The following is a 22,107-nucleotide window of genomic DNA, read 5'->3' as shown; positions in this document are numbered from 1 at the left end:
ATTACCTGACTCCCCTGTAGAAAGTGTAAGTCTACAGATTGCACCTCAAGGAGTCATGGTATGAAACAACTACGTCAATTTGAACCGTTTATTGCATTACCCCACCTAATTAAATGGTTGCCCATTTCCGTTGTAGTTGGCATTCTTGCTGGAACAGCTTCTGCGGCTCTTTTGGCATCATTAGAATGGGCAACTGATTGGCGAGAATCGCATCCCTGGATCATTGCCTTACTTCCCCTTGGTGGCTTCTTGAGTGGTTGGATTTATCATCAATTCGGTCGGTCTGTAGAAGCCGGAAATAACCTTTTATTAGAAGAAATCCATAACCCCAAAAGTGTTATTCCCTTTCGGATGGCTCCTCTTGTTTTGCTAGGAACAGACCTTACACATTTATTTGGAGGTTCAGCGGGTCGTGAAGGTACAGCATTACAAATGGGTGCTTCTTTGGCAGACCAGCTAACTAAAATATTACATTTTCAAGGAGCCAATCGGCGAATTTTGTTAACGGCAGGTATCAGTGGAGGATTCGCTTCAGTATTCGGTACTCCCTTAGCTGGAACCGTATTTGGTCTAGAAGTTTTAGCAATTGGTAAAATTAATTATGATGCTCTTTTACCTTCTTTAATTGCTGCGATCGTTGGAAATCAAGTTACCTTATTATTGGGTTTGCATCATACCGCATACCAACACGCTCAGTCTATACCGACGCTTACAATTTGGGGGCTGATTTCTGCCATTATCGCAGGTGCAATCTTTGGAATAGTCGCAAGATTTTTTGCTCAATTAACTCACAAAATTAGTCACTTTTTTAAAGCCAAGATATCCTATCCTCCAATGCGTCCTTTGATAGGCGGTGCAATAATAGCAGCAATTGTTGGGTTGAGTGGAACAACTAAGTACATTGGCCTTGGTATTCCAACCATCGTTGATTCTTTCTATACTCAGCTACCTCCTTGGGATTTTGCTGCCAAATTGGGTATGACTGCTTTAACTCTAGGAGCAGGTTTTAAGGGCGGGGAAGTAACCCCTTTGTTTTTTATTGGTGCAACTTTAGGTAATGCTTTGTCGTTGCTTTTAGCATTACCTGCGCCACTGCTAGCAGGAATGGGATTTGTGGGTGTGTTTGCGGGTGCAGCAAATACACCTTTGGCATCCACCTTAATGGGAATTGAACTATTTGGTCTAGAATCGGGGGTATTTATTGCGATTGGCTGTGTAGTTAGCTACTTATTTTCAGGTCATTCTGGAATTTACTCAGCACAGCGTATTGGGTTGAGTAAATACTCTGCTGTATATTTAGAAGAAGGGGTGACTTTGGCTAATTATGGACGAAAAAAAGTTGAGCCAAAAATTGGTTTACCTAATGATAGCGAAGAAGGAGGAAATAATTCTCAGGAATAATTTTTTGATGCAATGAATGAATAATTGGGAAAGTGCGTATTTTACTACCGTAGGCATCGCATAGTCATAAATCGCTATTGTATAAAGGAAAGTAGCCACTCAATCAAAAAGAGAGGGGAAAATCGCACATAAATTTGCTGGGCAAAAGGTGTCTGAAATCCTGAAATACAAGAAGGGTAGTATAAGACAAGCTCCACTCCCGGAAGAATCGCCCAGTTGGGATGAGTTTTGTGAAATGTTATGGGAAGAGATTGAAGCGGGAGCAGAGGTAAATCAACCGGGTTTTAAAGTTGTTCGCAAGTTATTAAGCGATAAGAGGTTTGACAAATGAAGAATCATGGATTTGGCAAACTAATTACCTTTCTAAGTCAATTAGAACAAGAGACAATTAGTTACACTTTAGCTCATCATCGCGATGAAACTATTATGGTAAATGTGGCGGTGGCTGGAGAACGATGGGAAGTGGAATTTTTTGAGGATGGTTCGGTTGAAGTAGAACGATTTATTAGTAGTGGAGAGATTAATGGGGAGGAGGTTTTTAGTGAATTATTTGCTATGTATTCAGAGCCTGAAACTAATTCTGCAAAATATACCCAAAATGCTAAGTTTACAACTACGACATGAAGGCGATCGCACTCTATCTTAATCTAGAGAATGGGAAGTATTAACCAATCCTACAGTATCTCAATAAATCGGCGTAATCCCTAGATTTTGTAATTCTTTTTAACTTGGCATTTATTGAACTTGTTCCTGGAATGCGATCGCACGCCCTACTACCTATTTTATTTACTAAACCATCGCTTCCAATTCTTCCAAAGCTTGAAAACTTCCTACTTGCCAACTACGTTCCACAGCAGCAGGAATAATTTGAGTAATAGCTATATCCTTAAAATTAGGACTGGTATTAGATTTTATGTATTTCCCATCTCTCAACAAATAAATAGAAAGGTTTCCACTATCGTAAACCCATAATTCTGGGACTCCAATCGCTTCATAAGCATCAAGAGTCGTTTTCGATGTGACATCAGTCTCAATCGCTAAATCTGGCGGCGGATCGTCAGGTTGTAAGCGGCGATGACCAATCATTTGTTGATAATTCTGAATATAAAAGCAAGCATCAGGTTCAACTCCTGCTACACCTTGCCGTTTAAAGGTAGTGGAACCAAAAGGTTGGTATCTAATATCTTTAGCCTTCAGCAATATTTTGACGATATCAGAAATTAAATCTTTAGGTATTTCATGTTCTGGTAAAGGAGCCATAATTTCTAAAGTACCCTGGCTGTAGGCAATTCGTGTAGTTCTTTTTTGTTCCAATTCTTGTAAAATAGATTCAAATTCTTCCCAGCTAACATTTGGAATTGTCACTGTGCTACCAGGTGCTAACTGCATCTGGCTAACAGGTTTAAAAACGGGGATGGCAGAAGTCATAACCAGAATACAAGTAAGCTGATTTTTAATAATTATCTGTCAGGTTGCGGTGGATAATATAGCCCACCGTAACCTTTAGATTAATAGAATGAGTTTAACAAAAGCGGCTAAAAGCGATCGCCTTACACTTTAAACTTCTCAGTAATCCGCTTCATCGCTTCTTCGACATTTTCCCGACTGTTAAACGCCGAAATGCGGAAGTAACCTTCACCCGCAGCACCAAAGCCAGAACCAGGTGTCCCCACAACATTGACAGTTTGCAGCAGCTTATCAAAGAATTCCCAACTGGATAAACCATTAGGAGTTTTCACCCAAACGTAAGGTGCATTCACGCCACCATAAACTGATAATCCGGCGGCTGTGAGTTTCTCGCGGATAATTTTGGCGTTTTCTAGATAGAAACTCACCAATCCCTTGATTTGTGCCTGCCCTTCTTCGGAGTAAACCGCTTCAGCTCCCCGTTGGACGATATAAGAAACGCCATTGAACTTAGTGGACTGGCGGCGATTCCAGAGTTTCCATAGTTCCACATCGGAACCATCGGCGGCTTTTCCTGTAAGTGTCTTCGGTACAACGGTTAAGGCGCAACGAGTTCCTGTAAAACCTGCATTCTTGGAAAAAGAACGAAATTCGATCGCAACTTCCCTTGCACCTTCAATTTCATAAATTGAATGGGGAATCGACGGATCGGTAATATAAGCTTCGTAGGCTGCATCAAAGAAAATAATCGAGTTATTAGCTTTGGCATAGTCTACCCATGCTTTGAGATATTCCTTGGTAGCAGTTGCGCCAGTGGGGTTATTGGGAAAGCAGAGATAAATTAAATCGACTTTCTTTGCGGGAATTTCAGCAATGAAGTTGTTTTCAGCCGTAATTGGCAGATATACTAAACCCTCAAATTCGCCTTTATCGTTGGCATTCCCCGTATTACCCACCATAACGTTAGTGTCTACATATACGGGGTAAACGGGGTCAGTAACGGCTATAGTGTTGTCATGACCAAAGATTTCTAGAATGTTGCCAGTGTCGCACTTGGAACCATCGGAGATAAAGATTTCTGAGGCATCTATATCGGCTCCCCGTGCTTGGAAATCGTGAGTAGCAATTTTCTCCCGCAACCAGGCGTAGCCTTGCTCTGGCCCGTAGCCTTTGAAGGTATTGCGATCGCCCATTTCTTCCACAGCTTTAATCATAGCTGTGCGGCAAGCCTCCGGCAGCGGTTCGGTAACATCGCCAATGCCCAACCGGATGACTTTAGCATTACTGTTCGCTTCTGCAAAGGCATTCACCCGCCGAGCAATTTCTGGAAACAGGTAACCCGCTTTCAGTTTCAGGTAGTTGTCGTTAATAGTTGCCATATGTAGATTATGCAAAACGCCCTCAAACAGCTTACTGCTAATTTATGAGGGCGATAACTTTGTTATGTGGGGAGTGGGGAAGAGGCAGGGGGCAGGGGGGCAGGGGGGAAGAGTTTTCCCCTTTGCCTCCTACACGCCGCGTTTCTGCCTCTTTTCAGTGCCTAATGCCCAATTTAGACATTTATCGGCTGTTTATTATCGGTTGAGGTGTAACTGTTGCGATCGCTAATTACAAATTCCGTGAGGGTTTCTTTTCCTGTAATCAATCTTGCTCCACGATTACGGGTGAAATAGCTCCATGCCCACTGAATCATTACTACTAATTTGTTGTTAAATTCAATTAAGAAGTAGATGTGAATAAATAGCCAAAACAGCCATGCAACGAAACCTTTCAGCTTGGTAAAGCCCAAATCTACCACAGCAGAATTGTGCCCAATCATTGCTAAACTGCCACGATCGGTATAAGCAAAGGGTGGCAAATTTTTACCTGCAAGCCTGTTTTGGACTAATGCTGCTACATATTCACCTTCTTGCTTCGCCACAGGTGCAACGCCAGGTAGGGGTTTACCATTTTGATGAGAAAAATTTGCTAAGTCGCCAACTACAAAAATATTGGGATGTCCCTTAATACTCAAGTCAGGTTCAACAATAATCCGTCCAGCGCGATCGCATTCAGCACCTGTACGTTCTGCTAGCACTTTTCCCATTGCTGATGCTTTTACACCTGCTGCCCATAATACCGTTTTTGAGGCAATTTCTTTAACTTCATCGCCTTGTTTGAGGGTAACAATATCATTTTCAATATTTGTTACCAATGTTTTTGTCTGAACAACTACCCCCAAGCGCGTCAGGGATGCTTCCGCTTCTTGTGATAACTCTGGTGCAAAGGGTGGCAAAATCCGATCCAGCCCTTCTAATAGCAAAATTTTGGCTTCTGATGTGTCGATGTTGCGGAAATCTTCTTTGAGGGTTTGATTTGCCAATTCTGCGATCGCGCCCGCCAATTCTACACCAGTAGGGCCACCACCCACAATTACAAAAGTTAACCAAGCACGGCGTTTTACTGGATCTATTTCATTTTCTGCGGCTTCAAAGGCCGAAAAGATCCGGCTACGCATTTCTATGGCATCTTCTACGGTTTTCAAGCCGGGGGCAAATTCTTCCCAGTTGTCTTTGCCAAAGTAGGAATGCTTGGCTCCTGTAGCGACAATTAACGTATCGTAAGCTATTGCTTCGTCGCCGACCATTACTTTTTGTGCTTCTGGATCGATATTATTCACCTCTCCCAGCAGCACTTTCGTATTCTTGCTCTTACTGAGCACAGAACGCAACGGTGAAGAAATATCCGCAGGAGATAGCGCACCTGTGGCGACTTGGTATAGCAGGGGTTGAAATAGATGAAAGTTACGTTTATCAATCAGAGTAACGTTTACTGCCGCTTTGGCGAGTGTTTTCGCCGCATAAAGTCCACCAAAACCACCGCCAACAATAACTACTTGATGGGGTGGATTATTGTCAAGTGAATTTACCATAAGAAATATTATCCGGGATGCCGACTATTGTAACTATTCTTAACAAATTTGTATCAAACTTGTCATCATATATTTTGTATTGTTTTTTACATTTGATTAAAGATTAAAGTAATCAAAACTACAAGAAAAACCGAACTTTTCAAAATAGAGGCGCAGACAACAAGATTTGAGAATATTTGAACCGTTCTTAACTTGTGTAAATTTATCAAAGGTAGATGGAAAATTTACGCAATTTCACTCAGAGCTAGTTGATTCTGGCGTTTGTGTCAAACGTGGTGAATGAGTTCGCCGCCAACGGGTAAAGCCATAGACAAGAGCAGCAAAAATTAACAAATAGGGACTGTAAACGATTAACCAAATACCCAGCTTGAGTAAGCCAACGGAAAATGCACTCAAAGAGTGGGTAGAGTTGTTCCAAGTTTCCTGAACTTGCAAACCAAAGGCAGGTTGTGGACTGGTGCTAGAAACCGCTGCTGCTAGGTTCAGGGTAATAGTGGAATATGCAACTTGATTTTGTAAGCTTTTGAGTTGGGCATTAATTTGTTCTATGGTTTCTCGGACATTACTCAGTTCTTGGGCAACACTAAGCACATCTCTAACAGAGCCAGCCCGATCCATAATTTTTTGCAAATTGGCTTCAGTTTTCTGCAAATTAGTTAATCTAGCTTGGAAATCTACCAAGCGATCGCCCACATCTTCCGCAGTGATATTGCGACTCTCGACAGTGCCCAATTTAGCTAATTCTTCCAAGGTAGGTTCTAGCAGGTTCTCTGGTATCCGCAATTGTATGGTTGCTGTGTAACGCGGGTTGTCGTTTTTGGGTTGTTGTTGTTTCAACCCGATCAAATCCCCTTGCTGTTTATTGATAATTTGCGAAACATCATCAATAGTCCGATCTACAGAGTTGACAGTCAAAGATATCGCTGCCTTTTTAATCAGTTGGGGACGAGAATGAGCTATTGGTGCAGCTTCCGCTTTTTGGGAAATACTGTTTTCACGAGCAGGTGCAGATGCTGTATCTGCCCTGCCATCAGCTGCCATTGGAGGTGAAGCGCTATTTGTCATCTTTTCGGAAGAGGCACAACTGGTGAAAATCACCCCTCCTAATAACGCACTCATAAATAAAGCAGATGTGCGCGGTAATTTAGTCGAAGCGTACATAATCTACCCCCAGACGGATGAAGTTAACCCCAGTATTACTGAAATAAAACTTAAAGCCTGTATTGTTGCAATTTATGTAACAGGGTTAGTCATTTTTATTTACAGAGAATGAAAATTCATCTTGATGAGATATTTCAAGGGATGAAAGCAATCATTAGCGCTTGAGTATCGCCCTAGCGCATATAGATAAGCTAATCGGCTTGAATTGGCTATATATTAAAAGATGAAGGACTTTATGATGACTATGCAAATCAGAAAGAAAATGCTTAAAAGAAGTATGAAATTTGTATATTAAATCTCAGTTTTAAGCAGCTTAAATTAACAGCGATCGCCTTCTCACTTTACCGTTTCTGCGATTTCTATAGCGCTTGTGGGTTGAGTGCAATACAGACCTAACCCCCCAGCCTCTTCCCTACAAGGTAAGGGGAGTAAGATTCAAAGCCTCTCTCCTTTGAGGAGAGAGGTTTGGAGAGAGGTCAGGCTGTATTGCTTCCATTCGAGAACCGCTATAATTACCTTCTCAGACTATGTAGCAATCTGTGGTACTGACACCTTCACCAGCACTTTTTTGCTAAAAGACAGACCATTTTCATTTTTGTCAATCAAAATCGTGTCTCCAGAGATAAAAGTATTCTCCAATAACTTGGTGGCGAGGGGGTTTTCTACTTCTCGCTGAATTGCCCGTTTGAGTGGACGCGCACCATAAACTGGGTCATAGCCTGATTCGACAAGGTGATCGCAAGCTGCTTGGGATATCTCAAAGAAGATTTTTTGCTCGCGCAGAAGATTTTCTACTCGCTTGAGTTGAATACGAATGATATGCCGCATTTCCGTGCGACTGAGGGCATGGAAGAGAATAATATCATCGACGCGGTTGAGAAATTCCGGGCGGAAATGCGATCGCAAGGCTTCCATTACGCGCTTTTGCATCGTTCCATACTTGGAATCATCACCAGCTACATCCAAGATATGTTCGCTACCAATGTTACTGGTCATAACAATGACGGTATTACGGAAATCTACCGTCCTTCCCTGAGAATCGGTAATTCTCCCATCATCTAACACCTGCAATAAAATATTGAACACATCGGGGTGCGCCTTTTCCACTTCATCCAGCAGCACCACTGAGTAAGGACGACGGCGAACCGTCTCGGAAAGTTGACCGCCTTCTTCATAACCTACGTATCCTGGAGGCGCTCCCACTAACCGAGAAACGGAGTGTTTTTCCATATACTCAGACATATCCAAGCGCACCAAAGCATCATCAGAATCAAAGAGAAACTGAGCTAAAGCACGGGCGAGTTCGGTTTTGCCCACTCCTGTGGGGCCCATGAACAAAAATGAACCAATGGGACGCGAGGGATCTTTCATCCCCGCACGGGCGCGGCGAATTGCGGCGGCTACCGCTTCCACAGCCTCTTCTTGCCCAATGACTCGTTGATGCAAATGACTTTCTAGTTGCAGCAATTTTTGCCGTTCTGATTCCAACAAGCGATTTACGGGAATTCCTGTCCATTTGGCGACGATTTCCGCAATATCAGCTTCGGTGACTTGTTCTCGCAGCAACGTGGAACCTTGGTTTTGAATTTCTAAAAGGCTCGCTTCTTTGGCTTCGCGCTCGTGCTGCACTCCTTCCAATTTGCCATACTTCAATTGGGCAGCTTTATTTAGGTCATAGGCGCGTTCTGCCTGTTCAATTTGCACTCGCAGGGCATCTTCTTCTTTCTTTAAGGCGCTTATCGCCTCCAATATCTGCTTTTCACCTTGCCATTGCTCATTAAATATTTGCTGTTTTTCCGTTAAATTGGCGATTTCTTGTTCGATGCGCTGCAAACGTTCTTTGGTTTGGGGAGTTCCCTTTTCTTCGCCAGCCAATGACAGCTTTTCCATTTCTAACTGCATGAGGCGGCGATCGATGGTTTCCAATTCGGCTGGTTTGGAGGTAATCTCCATTTTCAACTGTGCTGCTGCCTCATCAACCAAATCAATCGCTTTATCTGGTAAGAAGCGATCGCTTATATAACGCGCTGACAGGGTTGCTGCTGCTACCAACGCCGAATCAGAAATTTTGACGTTGTGATGCACTTCGTAGCGTTCTTTCAATCCCCGCAGAATGGAAATAGTATTTTCCACAGTTGGCTGATCGACAAATACTTGTTGAAAGCGGCGTTCTAGGGCAGCGTCTTTCTCGATGTGTTTGCGGAACTCGTCCAAGGTAGTTGCGCCAATACAACGCAATTCTCCCCGCGCCAGCATTGGTTTGAGCAGATTTCCGGCATCCATTGCCCCTTGTTGATTGGAACCGGTGCCGACTACGGTATGCAATTCGTCAATAAATAGGACAATTTGACCGTTAGATTCCGTAACTTCCCGGAGAACAGATTTTAGACGGTCTTCAAATTCACCTCGGTATTTTGCCCCAGCAATCAAACTGCCCATATCTAAAGAGATGAGTTGGCGGTTTTTCAGGGATTCGGGAACGTCACCGTTGACCATTCGTTGTGCCAAAGCTTCAGCGATCGCAGTTTTACCTACCCCAGGTTCGCCAATTAATACGGGGTTATTTTTGCTACGACGAGATAATACTTGAATTACCCGGCGAATTTCGTCATCCCGCCCAATCACCGGGTCGAGTTTTCCAGCTTTTGCCTGTTCTGTCAAATCTCTGCCAAATTTTTGTAAGGCTTCATAGCGGGATTCTGGGCTTTGATCTGTCACCTTTTGGCTACCGCGAACGGCTTTGATAGTAGCTTCTAGTTTAGCTGCATCCGCACTAAAGCCTTTGAGGATCTTTCGGCCAATGCGATCGTCTTCAGCAAAGGCTAAAAGTATGTGTTCTACGGAAATGTAGGAGTCTTTCATCCTGACTCTAGCTTCCTCAGCTCGGTCTAGTAAAACATCTAAACTACGGCTAAGGTAAAGCTGATCGCTTTTACCAACTTTCGGCTGACGTTGGGTAAAAGCTTCTAGCTGCTGCTGCAAGCGGATTGGATCGACCTCAGATCGAGCCAGAATCCGTATTGCTAGACTAGTGGGTTCTTCTAACAGGGCAATAATTAAATGTTCAACATCTAGTTGCTGTTGTTGATAAGCACGGACTATATCCTGAGATTTAACAATTCCTTCCCAGGCTTTATCAGTAAATTTATTCGGATCTGTAGGTTGCATCTTTAAAATTTTGGAATTTTGATTTTTAGTTTAGGGGATGGGGAAGGTGGGGCCCCCTCTGGGGATAAGGGGTAATGGGGATTGGGAAGAGAATTAGTCCCTATTCCCTAACCTCCAATTATCCAAACATTCTGGGCGTATATCCGCGTGTATCTCCGGTGGCAATTTGGGATTGGTAATTGGTGAATAGTTTAATCGATTACCTATTTTCTAATTTAAAACGAAAATACTGTTCTGAACGGACTTTGCCAAATGGCACTATTGGAGCGATGTCTACGACGGGCTATTCGGCGTCGCTATTAGTGTTGCTCGTCAACGAGAGTATGGGCGTAATACTAGTAGTTCGCCAACCCAAAATTGCTGGGTGGAGGTCGGCAGGGGAGCAGGGGAGCAGGGGAGCAGGGGAGCAGAGGAGAGGCAAATACCAAGTTTTTTCCCCTCTGCCCCTCTGCTAACCACCATGCAAAGTTGACTTGCCAAACTACTAGTGGTCTGTCAGGCGAAGTTTGAAGAATAAAGGAACGAACCGCGAAGACGCGAAGTACACAAAGGAAGAAGGAAAGAAGAGAAATTGAAGAATTTATCTACTTGTCAAAGTTGACTTGCCAGACTACTAGTAAAATTTACGCACAGCAGATCCATTAACCCGCCTAAAAAGGGGAGGCAAAAAGCGCAAAGTCTCGCGCGTCTGGTTCACAGGAGTGCGAGATGCCAGTGTGTGGGAAGAATCAATTTCCCCGTATCTAGCTCAACTTTTCAAGGCATGGGTGTGGATTTTGCGATCGCTTTTAAACAAAACCTGCTGCCCAGATCCCTGACTTCTTGAAGAAGTCGGGGATCTAAATCCAGCTTAAGTAAGTAACCTTCCACCCTAGCGGATAATTTATTGTTTTGGAAATCCCTTATGAGAATTACTGACTCACAAGTTGCTCTTGTGATTGCTGTTTGACAGTTGACCCTTGAGTTCCCAGTTGAATCAGTTCAATTTTATACCCATCTGGATCTTCCACAAAAGCAATTACTGTCGAACCATGTTTCATTGGGCCTGGTTCGCGCGCGATTTTACCGCCCTGCTTACGGATTTCCTCACACGTAACGTAAATATCATCAACACCAAGGGCAATGTGACCATAAGCATTACCCAATTCGTACTTTTCCACACCCCAGTTGTAGGTTAGTTCTATTACCGAGTTGTCGCTTTCATCGCCGTAGCCAACAAAAGCCAGGGTAAATTCTCCCCCTGGATAATCTTTTCGACGTAGTAATTTCATACCTAGAAGTTCACAGTAAAACTTTAAGGATTCTTCAAGGTTGCCCACCCGTAGCATTGTATGTAGTAATCGCATATTGACCTTTTCTCTGTAATTGATTTAGTGTTATTCTCTGCCAATATTTTACCTAGCCCAAAGTCTGAAGGCAGAAATGTCTTCAGGGAAAGAAGTGAAGGAGGCAGGGGGCAAGGGGCAGGAGGCAGGAGGAATATGCGCCAACGCTAACGAGCCTGGGTTTAAGCCCCCACCAAGTCGGAGTTTTGGTGGATTGGAATTTGATGGAGTTGTTCGCGAAGCGCCTCCAAGAGTTGCCTCATCTAAATTCCAACCTCCTGCCCCAATACAGTTCAGTTAAACTTTTTATCTCTCCCTCTGCTTCCCCTCCTTCCCCTGCCCCCCTGCCCCTGCCTCTCTTCCCCATTTTTGGCATTGCTCCCTATCCATACAATGGAAATCTTCTTTAATCTCAGCCAAGAAAGTCTCTTAAACGCCTATGCTAGCGATTGGGTTAGGCAACTGGACTGGATGCATAACACACTCGAACAAAGGATAAAGTACAGATGAGTAAATTTTTAGACACTGCCATTGAAGCGATCGCAGCCCGTGAAATTCTTGATTCACGCGGTAGACCGACAATTGAGGCCGAAGTGCATTTAGCCAACGGTGTTGTAGGACTAGCGCAGGTTCCCAGTGGTGCCTCTACTGGCACTTTTGAAGCTCACGAACTGCGTGATGGCGATAAAAGCCGTTATGGGGGCAAAGGCGTACTCAAGGCAGTACAAAACGTCAAAGAAGCACTTGCACCACAATTATTAGGCTTGGATGCCCTCAACCAAGAACTGCTAGACCGCACAATGATCGCCATAGATGGTTCTGCTAACAAATCCAATTTGGGAGCTAATGCGATTTTGGGGGTTTCCTTAGCAGCTGCTAAAGCTAGTGCTGAGTCTTTGGCAATTCCTCTATATCGCTATTTGGGTGGCCCTTTAGCGAATTTGCTCCCAGTGCCGTTGATGAACGTGATTAACGGTGGCGCACACGCATCAAATAACGTGGATTTTCAAGAGTTTATGATTGTCCCAATTGGCGCAACTTCCTTCCGGGAAGCGTTGCGCTGGGGTGCAGAGGTGTTTGCTACCCTCAGTCAGGTGTTAGATGAGAAAGGGTTGCTTACTGGTGTGGGCGATGAAGGTGGATTTGCGCCTAATCTAGAGTCTAATCAGGTGGCTTTGGAATTACTAGTTGCTGCCATTAAGAAAGCTGGTTACAAGCCAGGGGAAGAAGTAGCTTTGGCGTTGGATGTGGCAGCTAGCGAATTTTACAAGAATGGTCAGTATGTTTACGATAGTAAACCTCACGCCCCGGCTGAATTTATCGATTATTTAGGACAATTGGTTGACCAATACCCAATTGTATCAATTGAGGATGGCTTGCATGAAGAAGACTGGCAAAGTTGGCAATTGCTCACTCAGAAGTTAGGTTCGCGGGTGCAATTGGTAGGGGATGACTTATTTGTGACCAACGCCACTCGCTTGCAAAGAGGCATCCAGGAAAAAGCCGCTAATGCCATTTTGATTAAACTCAATCAAATTGGTTCTCTTACCGAAACCTTGGAAACCATTGATTTGGCTACTCGCAACAGCATCCGTTCAGTAATTAGCCATCGTTCTGGTGAAACAGAAGACACAACGATCGCTGATTTAGCTGTAGCAACCCGTGCCGGTCAAATTAAAACAGGTTCCCTGTGTCGCAGCGAACGCGTAGCAAAATATAATCGCTTGCTGCGAATTGAAGATGAACTAGGCGATCGCGCCGTTTATGCTGGTGCTGTAGGGTTAGGGCCGAAGTAGAGACTGGGGAAGAAGCAGGGGAGCAGGGAGCAGAGGAGCAGGGGAGCAGGGGAGCAGGGAGCGGGGGAAAAATACTCTCCTTTGCACCTTTCCCCCCGCCCCTGTGCCTCTTGTACCCACCCCCACTTCCGATTCATCATGGATAAAAACCCAATTTTGGCAACCCCAAAGTTTCATCCCAGCCCATCATCAGGTTTAGGCACTGAATCGCTTGTCCCGCCTGTCCTTTAATTAGATTATCAATTGCTGACATGACAATCACGCGACCTGTGCGCGGGTCAACTTCTACACCGATATAACAAAGATTACTGCCGTTAGCCCATTTGGTTTGGGGGTAAATGCCGCTACCGCAGACTCTTATCCAAGGAGAGTTGCGGTAGAAGGCAGAGAAAATTGTGATTAAGTCATCTCGCACGAGACCAGGATCGCGCATTGTGGCATATATTGTTGCCAAAATACCGCGTACCATTGGGACAAGGTGCGGTGTAAATTGGATCGTGAGTTCGTGACCAGCTAAGTCACTGCAAATTTGCTCAATTTCTGGGGTATGACGGTGACGGCCGATATTGAAAGCTGCTATGGAGTTGTCTGCTTCAGCTAGTAATAAATTAGTTTGAGCTTGCCGCCCACTGCTAGATGTACCAGACTTGGCATCGATAATAGCTGTTTCTGGCACGATTAAACCTTGCTTTAAGAGTGGCGAAAGCGCAAGGAGACTAGCGGTGGGATAGGAACCAGGACAGCCAATGAGTTGAGCTTCGGCAATGCGATCGCGATAAAGTTCTGGTAATCCATAGACTGCTGTAGCTGCAATTGGGCGATCGTTTCTCTCTGTGCCATACCAATTTGTATAAGTCGTCAAATCACTGAACCGATAATCCGCACTCAAATCTAGTACTTTACATCCTTTTTCTAATAGTTTGGGCACGATTTGGCAAGCCAGACCATTTGGTAAAGACAGGAAAACTACTTCACAGCGGCGAGCAATTATTTCTGGTTCTACCGCCTCTATTGGCAGGTTAGCGGCATGAGCCAGATGCGGGTAGAGATCCCCAAAGCATTTGCCAATACTGCTCTCATCGCCTAAATAAACCAGTTCTACTTCTGGATGATCCATCAGTAGTCGTACTAACTGCACTCCGCCATAGCCCGACGCGCCAACAATCCCAACGGGTACGCGTCTAAATTTGCCCATGATCTGAAATCCTTATCCCATGAATGGTGAATTCGTTATCAGCTATCAACAATATCAGCGACCAGACGCACAGCGTACAAAACAGATGAAACCCCTCTACTTTTTTCAAACGGGGGTAAGGAGTGTCCCGGCGGAATTGTCAAATATTTTATTTGTCTGTCTTCCCTTGTTCATCCTTTAATAAACCCCGATTTCAGGGGCAAAAATTTTTGCCACTTTATCAAATCATTGCTAGTCTACTTCTCTGCCTTATAAAGGAGCTACAATCTAAAAGAAGAAATTGTAAAAAAAATTTACGTTGGTAGCTGGAAATCTTTCTGTGTCACAGCCTAATACTAACCAAGCTTTTAAATTTGATTCGATTGATGCCGCCTTAGCAGACCTAAAAGCTGGTCGCGTCATTGTAGTCGTCGATGATGAAAATAGAGAAAATGAAGGCGACTTAATTTGTGCCGCCCAATTTGCCACACCCGACATGATTAATTTCATGGCGGTGGAAGCGAGAGGGCTGATTTGTTTGGCAATGACAGGCGATCGCTTAGACGAGCTAGACTTACCTTTGATGGTAAGCAACATTACAGATACTAACCAAACTGCCTTCACTGTCAGCATTGATGCCGGCCCAGAATTGGGCGTGAGCACTGGCATTTCAGCAGAAGACCGCGCCCGCACTATCCAGGTTACTCTCAACCCAGCCACCAAACCTACCGATTTACGCCGTCCCGGTCATATTTTCCCAATTCGGGCTAAAGTTGGAGGCGTACTCAAACGCGCAGGACATACGGAAGCGGCTGTGGACTTAGCTCGACTAGCAGGGCTATATCCAGCAGGGGTAATTTGTGAAATTCAAAACTCCGATGGTTCAATGGCGCGGTTGCAGCAGTTAGTCGAATATGCCAAACGCCACAATTTAAAAATTATTAGTATTGCGGATTTAATCAGTTATCGCCTACAGCACGATCGCTTAGTGTATCGTGAGGTGATTACCAAGCTACCCAGTCAATTTGGTCAGTTTGAAATTTACGCTTACCGCCACACTCTGGATAATACAGAACACGTTGCAATTGTCAAGGGCGATCCAGCTAACTTTAAAGATGAGCCAGTGATGGTGCGGATGCACTCAGAATGCTTAACTGGCGACGCTTTGGGTTCTTTGCGCTGCGATTGTCGGATGCAGTTAGAAGCCGCACTGAAAATGATTGAGGCTGCTGGTCAAGGTGTAGTTGTATACCTGCGTCAAGAAGGACGGGGAATCGGCTTGATTAACAAGTTGAAAGCCTACTCATTGCAGGATATGGGACTGGATACAGTCGAAGCAAATGAGCGTTTGGGATTTCCCGCTGACTTGCGAGACTACGGGATGGGAGCACAAATGCTCATGGATTTGGGGATTAAAAAGATACGCCTGATTACGAATAATCCCCGTAAAATTGCTGGAGTTAAAGGCTATGGGTTGGAAGTAGTCGATCGCTTGCCGTTATTGATTGAGGCAACCGACTACAATTCTTATTACCTGGCGACAAAGGCGAAAAAGCTCGGTCACATGCTGTTACAGACTTATCTGGTAACAGTAGCAATCCATTGGCAAGATGACCCGGAAGCTGTGACGGAACGTTATGAACGCTTAGAAAAACTGCGACACTTAGCCAGAAGTAATGATTTATTGTTGCAGGAAGAAGCGCGTCCATTAGCGATCGCTATATTTGACGAGCCATCTTTGACAGTACACTTGGGTTTCGATCAGCCAAAAGTTGCTAGCTGCGATTGGTATCGCCAGGAAGGTCATCCTTATATACAGGCAATCTTCCAAATTCTGGACACCCTAGCAACTTTGCCTTACATCCAGAAACTAGAATTTCTGGTTTCCTCTGGTTGCGATCCTTTGAGTAATTTACAAGTCCAACTGGATCGACAGACGTTTTCAGATGGTACACTGCCTTCATCGATTAGCGATCGCCTGGAGACGCAGCAAATATATAGCTTTAGCAATGAGCTAGGATGATTTTCTTTTCAATAAATTTTGTAGGGTGTGTTATCGCGTAGCGTAACGCACCATTTTTTATTTTAGATGTGTCACAGACGTTGCTTCTAACCCACCTTATACCAATTTAATGTGAAGTTGCACATATCTTGATCCTCCTAAATCCCCCGATAAATTGGGGGACTTTGAATTCCCCCCTTTTTAAGGGGGGCTAGGGGGGATCGAATTCTATGCAGCTTCAGAAAGAATTGGTATTACGAATAAACTATTTACTCACTCTATATATTGGTCTGACCTGACGATAAGTATTAAGTAAGCTCAGAAATTTATTCCCATCAAAATTTATCGGGTCAACTTTTTTACCAGAACGGTCTACTAGATGGTGGGTAGTGATGCGATGATCTGGGACTTGACTTTGAGCAATTAACCAAGCAAGAGAATGATATTGAGCTTCCGTGTAGCCGCTATGGGTTTGTTGGCTGTTACTGTCATAACTATCTGGCGGTGTTTCCAAAGAAACGTGATAAGCAAAATTATTCACAGACGCTGGCAAAGTCGGATTAGTCTGCACAGTTTCCACTCCCTCTGGAGTCTCAAAAACTGAGTTAGCCGCACCAAAAGCCCGCTTTTCTGGCGGTACTAGATAAACCACCGTTCCATCTAACTTGATTAAAGCGTGGTAACTTGCCTGCACACCCTCATCGTTATGAGCTACTTGAAAGAAATTAATGGCGCTGGAAGCAGAATAACCAGTTTCATGGAGGACGATAATCGGTTGGTTATTGAGAGGGATGCCGTTAACATCTTGGGTGTATCGTTCTCCATAGTTACTTGGATCGACCGAAGCAACTTGATAATTAGGTCTGTACTGTGCAAAAGCTTGAGTGGTTATGTACCTTGCTACAGGCTGGTTAGTCTTGACTGGGGACTTGATAACATTTTGAAATTTCTTCTCTGGCTCTTTCGCTGATTGCAATTGTGCCTGGGGATATTGACTGAAAGCTGTAACATGTGGATTGGATGTACGGGATATTGTCGGATTATTGTGTAATTTTGTCGCTCGTCCAATTAGCAGCACTACAATTAAAGCCATGAACATCAGCGAGATTAGTAGCACCCTAGTCGCCCAGTCTTTAAACCTCATTTTTCTAATACCCGTAAAACCGTAGATATAAACTTATAGCTAAACTGGCATATCCTTTGTAGGGGCGCACAGATGTAAGCCCCTATCGCTTATGGTATCCAAACGAGAATCGCTATAATACCTTAATTCTAGTCAAATATACGCTACTATATGTTGGAATCCTAAGTAATTGTTTTAGATGCTTCCTCTCTCTAGGGAACTATTTAAATGCTCTCAAAACCATTGCTACTGGTTCAGGCAATAGTTGATCAATTGTGTCTCTACAATTCAAGATCGCAATCTTAAATCTAATATAGTTAGCGTTTATACTCGGCTGCGTGGTGTTCGCATAGCCACAGATAATGTCCCTCTGGAGTCAAGACATTTTTTAATCCACCCCAGTGCTGCTGGGGATCTTTTTCATCTAAAAGTTGACGCAAGGCACGCAAAGCTGCACCATCGGCGCGTTCTGGATCTAAATCCTCACCTCTAGCAATTTTGTCTGCTAATTCTAAATCTTCAGATTCTTTGAGTTCAGGTAATTTTGCTGCTAGTTCTTTAAATAGTTCTAAGTCATTTTTAAATAGCGTTTCATATTCTTTGGGATCTACGACACCTAGCCAAGGGCCAATTATCGGTGCGGCATATTTCAAGACTTTGAATAAGTTACCAATATAAGGTGCAGTTACTCTCAGCCATTTGGCAGGTTCATTTATTTCATATAAACCACCTTCTTGGGTGGGATGCCAACAACCCGGTGCTTGGCAACAGAGTTGTAAATCTAATTTCTGTCCAGTTAGATTCTTTTGCCAAGCTTTACCGCCATGTGGACGCAGGACAAAGACATTGGGACAATGAGAATCTATGATTGCTTGTTCGCGGCGGAATGCATTGGTAAATCCACGTTGCGTCAGTTCTAGGAGATTTTTAAATTCATCGAGAATTATTGCTTGTCCGTCAACAACTGTTTTTTCTAACTGGTCAATGCGTTCTAGCACTGCGTTTTGAGTATTCCAGTTTAAGCCATATAAGAGTTCTGATACTGATACATCTTCCATAGCTTCTGGGCATTCAATTGTTCCTTTCTTTTTTTCCCAGCGTTGCGATAGTTGTTTATAGTCAAATTCGTGAGTACATGGTTGACCATTATGACCAAGACATGGGATTGTACGTTTAATATATAATCCGGGAAATCTGGCGAGAGTGACTTCGATGCCATCTCGAAGCAGGACAAAGAAATTTAGCGGGTTAGGGCCTCGCACTGTTAATTTAATATAGCGATCGCTTTTAACAGCTTCCACTAATGCTAAATATTCTTGCTCATAAGCAAATAAGACACCGTTACGCCAATGGATGCCAGTTGTAAAGCGGTGTTGACGGGCAATAAACCAAGTGGGAATACCCGCAGGAATGGTATTGAGTTTAAATTTCATCGAAATTTCATTGCACTCACCTGTTTGTTTAATTTGCTGCCATTTCTGTTCATAATTAGGCGGGTCGAGGGGCAAACGTTCCACAACTAGGCTGATATCTCGGTTTTCTTGAGTGCGGTAGGAAAGGTCAAAACGCTCCATGAGGCGCAAAAAGTGATCCCGCATGGATGGCTCTAAGTCGCGCCAAAGTTGAGCCATTTCTTGACGGGTGAAAATGCCCTTGCGGTTGATTACGTCTTCGCTTTCCAACACTTTGCTGATATATTCAGTTACCCACTGGGGCTTGAGGATAACCGTATCGTAAAGTTCTTCGTTGTCTTGGAAGTAGAGAATTTCACCTAATTCATGCAGCCATCGCGCTAGTACTTCCTTGCTGATGTCAGCAACTTGGGACTCAGCCATGATGTCCCACAATTGCTGTGGTGTGATTTGTTTTTTCGGCTGGGTGCGGATGGCATTGGCAGCATTTAGCCAAGTAGTAGGCCAGATTTCACCCATTAAGGGTAATTTGGCGGCTGCTTCAGCAATTGCTTGCCGTAGTTCTTCAATGCCAAGGCTGATTTTAGAGCTAATTTTACAGTGTTCAATAATCTGAGGATACTTGCGGCGTAACTCAGCCAGGGGAAGGTCTGCATCTCGCTCGTCGATGTGGGTAGCGACGAGTAAAATTGGGGATTCTGGGGCTAAGGCTTTGATAGTATCCAGCCAGTAGTAGAGTTTACCTTGCTCAAATCCCAGTCGAGCATTCCAGGCGAGTAAGAACAGAGAGCGGTTGGTGAGAAAGAATTGATGAGTAGCATGATTGATTTGCTGTCCCGCAAAGTCCCAGGTTTTCAGATGCATAGTAGTACCTGCTTTTCCGGGATGGCTTAAATCGAGCCATTTAATTTCAATGCCGTGGGTGGTAGATTCCTGGATGTCGAACTCTTCACCGCGCAATGCTCTTAATAAGGATGTTTTACCTACACCTGCTTCCCCGACTACTAGTAATTTAGAAACCCACTGCTGTAGGCTACCCCTTAACCTTTCTCGAAGATAGGTTAAAATCGCCTGCATTCCTTGCTCAATAATCTCAGGTGGTGGCGAGGTTAATGGATTGTTATCGAGGTATAGCGTTGTCAGGCTGGAGAGTTGGCAGATTTCTGGCGGCAGGCTGCTGAGTTGATTGTTATCGAGGTATAGCGTTGTCAGGTTGTAAAGTTGGCAGATTTCTGGTAGCAGGCTGTTGAGTTGATTGTTATGGAGGTCTAGTGTTGTCAAGTTGGAGAGTTGGCAGATTTCCGGTGGCAGGCTACTGAGTTGATTGTTATCGAGATATAGCGTTGTCAAGTTGTAAAGTTGGCAGATTTCTGCAGGCAGGTTACAGAGTCGATTATTATCGAGGTCTAACCATTTCAAGTTGGAGAGTTGGCAGATTTCTAGTGGCAAGTTACAGAGTCGATTGTTATCGAGGTCTAGTCTTGTCAAGTTGGAGAGTTTGCTAATTTCTGGCGGCAGGCTGCTGAGTCGATTGTTATCCAGATATAGCCTTGTCAAGTTGGAGAGTTTGCTGATTTCTGGTGGCAGGCTGCTGAGTAGATTATTATCGAGGTCTAGCTCTGTCAGGTTGGAGAGTTGACAGATTTCTAGCGGCAGGTTGCTGAGTTGATTCTTCTGGAGATATAGCTCCCTCAGGTTTGATAGTTGGTTAATTTCTGGCGGCAGGCTGCTGAGTTGATTGTTATCGAGATATAGATTCCTTAGGTTGGAGAGTTGACAGATTTCTAGCGGCAGGCTGCTAAGTTGATTGTTCTGGAGGTATAGCTCCCTTAGGTTAGATAGTTTGCTAATCTCTGGCGGCAGGCTGCTGAGTTGATTGTTATGGAGGTCTAGCACCGTTGCCTTTTCATGAGCAGCTTTTTCAATAATTTGCAACAGTTCTTCGTTTGTCACCTGTAAACCTCACTAACTCTGTAGCGATATTTACTAAAGTAGTATATCGTAACTAAGCGTTAGAGACTGGAAACGGCTGTAATGTTTAAATTAGCAGGGTGCGTAGGCGTAGCCCGTCGTAGACATCGCTACCCTCGCGATAACATTCACTCATTCATGAGTATAAAAGCCTCATTAATGGAGTTCAAAGGTGCATTACGCTTTCGCGCTAACATACCCGAAGACTACGATCGCTTTATAATTGCGATCGCAGCTATGAAACAAATCCATGAGTACTTATCCCAATCCTCTTGATGGAGATACGGTTTCGTTGGTTTGAGAAGATGGTTTATTAAAGAAGAAATTCCAGATTCTTTAAATAGATATATATCGAGGAAGGCAGGAGGCAAAAAATGAGCTTGGCTGGATTAAGAATTGTGTTGGTAGAGCCAGCTGGGCCGATAAATGTCGGAGCGATCGCCAGAGTCATGAAAAATTTCGGGCTATATCATTTAGTATTAGTAAATCCCCAATGCGATCCACTGTCGGCGGAAGCTTTGATAATGGCTGTTCATGCTAAGGAAATTTTAGAATCTGCGGTAGTAGTGGCGACCTTACCAGAAGCATTGCATGGATGTGTACGGGCGATCGCTACAACTGGTCGCGCTCGGAGTTGGGAAACACCTTTAGAAACTCCCCGCACTGCACTACCCTGGTTACTGGAGGAGCCAGAAAAACCCGCAGCATTGATTTTTGGTAGGGAAGACCGGGGATTAAGCAATGAAGAATTAAATTATGCACAGCGGTTTGTTGGCATTCCCACGAGTCAAGATTATGTAGCCCTAAATTTGGCTACTGCCGTAGCAATCTGCTGTTATGAATTGTCACAATGTGCAGAGCAAACTGATACTCAGACCTCACCCCAAACTGAACTTGCACCAATAGAAGCTGTAGAAGGATACTACCAGCAATTAGAATCACTATTATTAAAAATTGGTTATGTATATCCGCATACGGCAGCTAGTCGTATGGGAAAATTCCGCCAACTATATAATCGCGCTCACCTGAAAACTAGAGAGGTCGCCATGCTGCGAGGGATTTTGCAACAGGTAGAATGGGCCCTTAAAAACCGAAGGGATGGTGAAAACTTGTAATTATTCGTTTAAGATGTACGCAATCATCCCCCCAAAAATTTTAATATAGCTTAGACTAAACACAAAAATGTTACTTAGTAGCAAAGTGGAATTTGAGTATTAATATTGCTTAAAGATTAAATTTTGGGTCAGGAGTCTGCA

General features: G+C 44.0%; 16 protein-coding genes. 7 read left to right on the top strand and 9 right to left on the bottom strand.

Features of this window, described 5'->3' with window-relative positions:
- Positions 1–60 precede the first annotated feature (60 nt).
- Together V7L01_RS21825 and V7L01_RS21820 are read left to right on the top strand one after the other, a co-directional pair.
- Positions 61–1,401 (top strand): voltage-gated chloride channel family protein, encoded by a 1,341-nt coding sequence (locus V7L01_RS21825; protein ID WP_335038342.1) that lies wholly within the window; start codon positions 61–63, stop codon positions 1,399–1,401.
- A gap of 327 nt (positions 1,402–1,728) precedes the next feature.
- Positions 1,729–2,025 (top strand): hypothetical protein, encoded by a 297-nt coding sequence (locus tag V7L01_RS21820; protein ID WP_335038339.1) that lies wholly within the window; start codon positions 1,729–1,731, stop codon positions 2,023–2,025.
- A gap of 165 nt (positions 2,026–2,190) precedes the next feature.
- On the opposite strand, the gene V7L01_RS21815 is transcribed toward V7L01_RS21820, so the two are convergent.
- The 6 genes from V7L01_RS21815 to gloA all read right to left on the bottom strand — a co-directional run bounded on the left by V7L01_RS21815 (position 2,191) and on the right by gloA (position 11,394).
- Complete coding sequence (locus tag V7L01_RS21815) at positions 2,191–2,829, bottom strand: Uma2 family endonuclease (protein ID WP_335038336.1); 639 nt, start codon at positions 2,827–2,829, stop codon at positions 2,191–2,193.
- 122 nt (positions 2,830–2,951) lie between these two features.
- Complete coding sequence (locus V7L01_RS21810; RefSeq protein WP_335038334.1) at positions 2,952–4,187, bottom strand: LL-diaminopimelate aminotransferase; 1,236 nt, start codon at positions 4,185–4,187, stop codon at positions 2,952–2,954.
- A 173-nt stretch (positions 4,188–4,360) separates the two neighbouring features.
- On the bottom strand, positions 4,361–5,719 hold the full coding sequence (locus tag V7L01_RS21805; protein ID WP_335038332.1) for an NAD(P)/FAD-dependent oxidoreductase: 1,359 nt from the start codon (positions 5,717–5,719) through the stop codon (positions 4,361–4,363).
- Positions 5,720–5,953: 234 nt separating this feature from the next.
- Positions 5,954–6,880 carry a DUF4349 domain-containing protein gene (locus V7L01_RS21800; protein ID WP_335038331.1) on the bottom strand — a complete coding sequence of 309 codons (927 nt, stop codon included), beginning with the start codon at positions 6,878–6,880 and terminating at the stop codon, positions 5,954–5,956.
- Between the two features lie 525 nt (positions 6,881–7,405).
- A complete protein-coding gene (gene clpB, locus V7L01_RS21795; protein ID WP_335038329.1) occupies positions 7,406–10,048 on the bottom strand; it encodes an ATP-dependent chaperone ClpB in 2,643 nt (880 codons plus the stop codon).
- A gap of 911 nt (positions 10,049–10,959) precedes the next feature.
- Positions 10,960–11,394, bottom strand: coding sequence for a lactoylglutathione lyase (gene gloA, locus V7L01_RS21790; RefSeq protein ID WP_335038326.1), 435 nt, complete (start codon positions 11,392–11,394; stop codon positions 10,960–10,962).
- Between the two features lie 76 nt (positions 11,395–11,470).
- Here gloA and V7L01_RS21785 point away from each other — a divergent pair, with 76 nt between their 5' ends.
- Together V7L01_RS21785 and eno are read left to right on the top strand one after the other, a co-directional pair.
- Entirely contained in the window at positions 11,471–11,674 is a 204-nt protein-coding gene (locus V7L01_RS21785; protein ID WP_335038323.1) for a hypothetical protein, read from the top strand.
- 205 nt (positions 11,675–11,879) lie between these two features.
- Positions 11,880–13,169, top strand: a complete 1,290-nt coding sequence (gene eno, locus V7L01_RS21780; RefSeq protein ID WP_229555639.1) for a phosphopyruvate hydratase — start codon at positions 11,880–11,882, stop codon at positions 13,167–13,169.
- A gap of 136 nt (positions 13,170–13,305) precedes the next feature.
- Here eno and argC read toward each other — a convergent pair whose 3' ends face one another.
- On the bottom strand, positions 13,306–14,364 hold the full coding sequence (gene argC, locus V7L01_RS21775; RefSeq protein ID WP_335038318.1) for an N-acetyl-gamma-glutamyl-phosphate reductase: 1,059 nt from the start codon (positions 14,362–14,364) through the stop codon (positions 13,306–13,308).
- Between the two features lie 319 nt (positions 14,365–14,683).
- Here argC and ribBA point away from each other — a divergent pair, with 319 nt between their 5' ends.
- Positions 14,684–16,366 (top strand): bifunctional 3,4-dihydroxy-2-butanone-4-phosphate synthase/GTP cyclohydrolase II, encoded by a 1,683-nt coding sequence (ribBA, locus tag V7L01_RS21770; protein ID WP_335038316.1) that lies wholly within the window; start codon positions 14,684–14,686, stop codon positions 16,364–16,366.
- Positions 16,367–16,610: 244 nt separating this feature from the next.
- Here ribBA and V7L01_RS21765 read toward each other — a convergent pair whose 3' ends face one another.
- Complete coding sequence (locus V7L01_RS21765) at positions 16,611–17,489, bottom strand: peptidoglycan recognition family protein (RefSeq protein ID WP_335038313.1); 879 nt, start codon at positions 17,487–17,489, stop codon at positions 16,611–16,613.
- A gap of 296 nt (positions 17,490–17,785) precedes the next feature.
- Positions 17,786–20,833 (bottom strand): leucine-rich repeat domain-containing protein, encoded by a 3,048-nt coding sequence (locus tag V7L01_RS21760; protein ID WP_335038311.1) that lies wholly within the window; start codon positions 20,831–20,833, stop codon positions 17,786–17,788.
- 81 nt (positions 20,834–20,914) lie between these two features.
- Here V7L01_RS21760 and V7L01_RS21755 point away from each other — a divergent pair, with 81 nt between their 5' ends.
- Positions 20,915–21,127 carry a hypothetical protein gene (locus tag V7L01_RS21755; protein WP_335038308.1) on the top strand — a complete coding sequence of 71 codons (213 nt, stop codon included), beginning with the start codon at positions 20,915–20,917 and terminating at the stop codon, positions 21,125–21,127.
- A gap of 98 nt (positions 21,128–21,225) precedes the next feature.
- Positions 21,226–21,966 (top strand): RNA methyltransferase, encoded by a 741-nt coding sequence (locus V7L01_RS21750; RefSeq protein ID WP_335038306.1) that lies wholly within the window; start codon positions 21,226–21,228, stop codon positions 21,964–21,966.
- Positions 21,967–22,107 lie beyond the last annotated feature (141 nt).

This window comes from Nostoc sp. (assembly GCF_036917095.1).
Classification (GTDB): domain Bacteria; phylum Cyanobacteriota; class Cyanobacteriia; order Cyanobacteriales; family Nostocaceae; genus Nostoc.
Note: the sequence above shows the minus strand (reverse complement) of the source record. Positions and strands in the feature narration are given on the sequence as shown.

What these genes read in the sequence shown, in the direction of transcription:
- V7L01_RS21825 (WP_335038342.1), top strand. Translation starts at nt 61, where the DNA reads ATGAAACAACTACGTCAATTTGAACCGTTTATTGCATTACCCCACCTA.
- V7L01_RS21765 (WP_335038313.1), bottom strand. Translation starts at nt 17,489, where the DNA reads ATGAGGTTTAAAGACTGGGCGACTAGGGTGCTACTAATCTCGCTGATG.
- V7L01_RS21820 (WP_335038339.1), top strand. Translation starts at nt 1,729, where the DNA reads ATGAAGAATCATGGATTTGGCAAACTAATTACCTTTCTAAGTCAATTA.
- V7L01_RS21810 (WP_335038334.1), bottom strand. Translation starts at nt 4,187, where the DNA reads ATGGCAACTATTAACGACAACTACCTGAAACTGAAAGCGGGTTACCTG.
- V7L01_RS21785 (WP_335038323.1), top strand. Translation starts at nt 11,471, where the DNA reads ATGTCTTCAGGGAAAGAAGTGAAGGAGGCAGGGGGCAAGGGGCAGGAG.
- eno (WP_229555639.1), top strand. Translation starts at nt 11,880, where the DNA reads ATGAGTAAATTTTTAGACACTGCCATTGAAGCGATCGCAGCCCGTGAA.
- argC (WP_335038318.1), bottom strand. Translation starts at nt 14,364, where the DNA reads ATGGGCAAATTTAGACGCGTACCCGTTGGGATTGTTGGCGCGTCGGGC.
- clpB (WP_335038329.1), bottom strand. Translation starts at nt 10,048, where the DNA reads ATGCAACCTACAGATCCGAATAAATTTACTGATAAAGCCTGGGAAGGA.
- gloA (WP_335038326.1), bottom strand. Translation starts at nt 11,394, where the DNA reads ATGCGATTACTACATACAATGCTACGGGTGGGCAACCTTGAAGAATCC.
- V7L01_RS21750 (WP_335038306.1), top strand. Translation starts at nt 21,226, where the DNA reads ATGAGCTTGGCTGGATTAAGAATTGTGTTGGTAGAGCCAGCTGGGCCG.
- V7L01_RS21755 (WP_335038308.1), top strand. Translation starts at nt 20,915, where the DNA reads ATGTTTAAATTAGCAGGGTGCGTAGGCGTAGCCCGTCGTAGACATCGC.
- V7L01_RS21815 (WP_335038336.1), bottom strand. Translation starts at nt 2,829, where the DNA reads ATGACTTCTGCCATCCCCGTTTTTAAACCTGTTAGCCAGATGCAGTTA.
- V7L01_RS21805 (WP_335038332.1), bottom strand. Translation starts at nt 5,719, where the DNA reads ATGGTAAATTCACTTGACAATAATCCACCCCATCAAGTAGTTATTGTT.
- V7L01_RS21800 (WP_335038331.1), bottom strand. Translation starts at nt 6,880, where the DNA reads ATGTACGCTTCGACTAAATTACCGCGCACATCTGCTTTATTTATGAGT.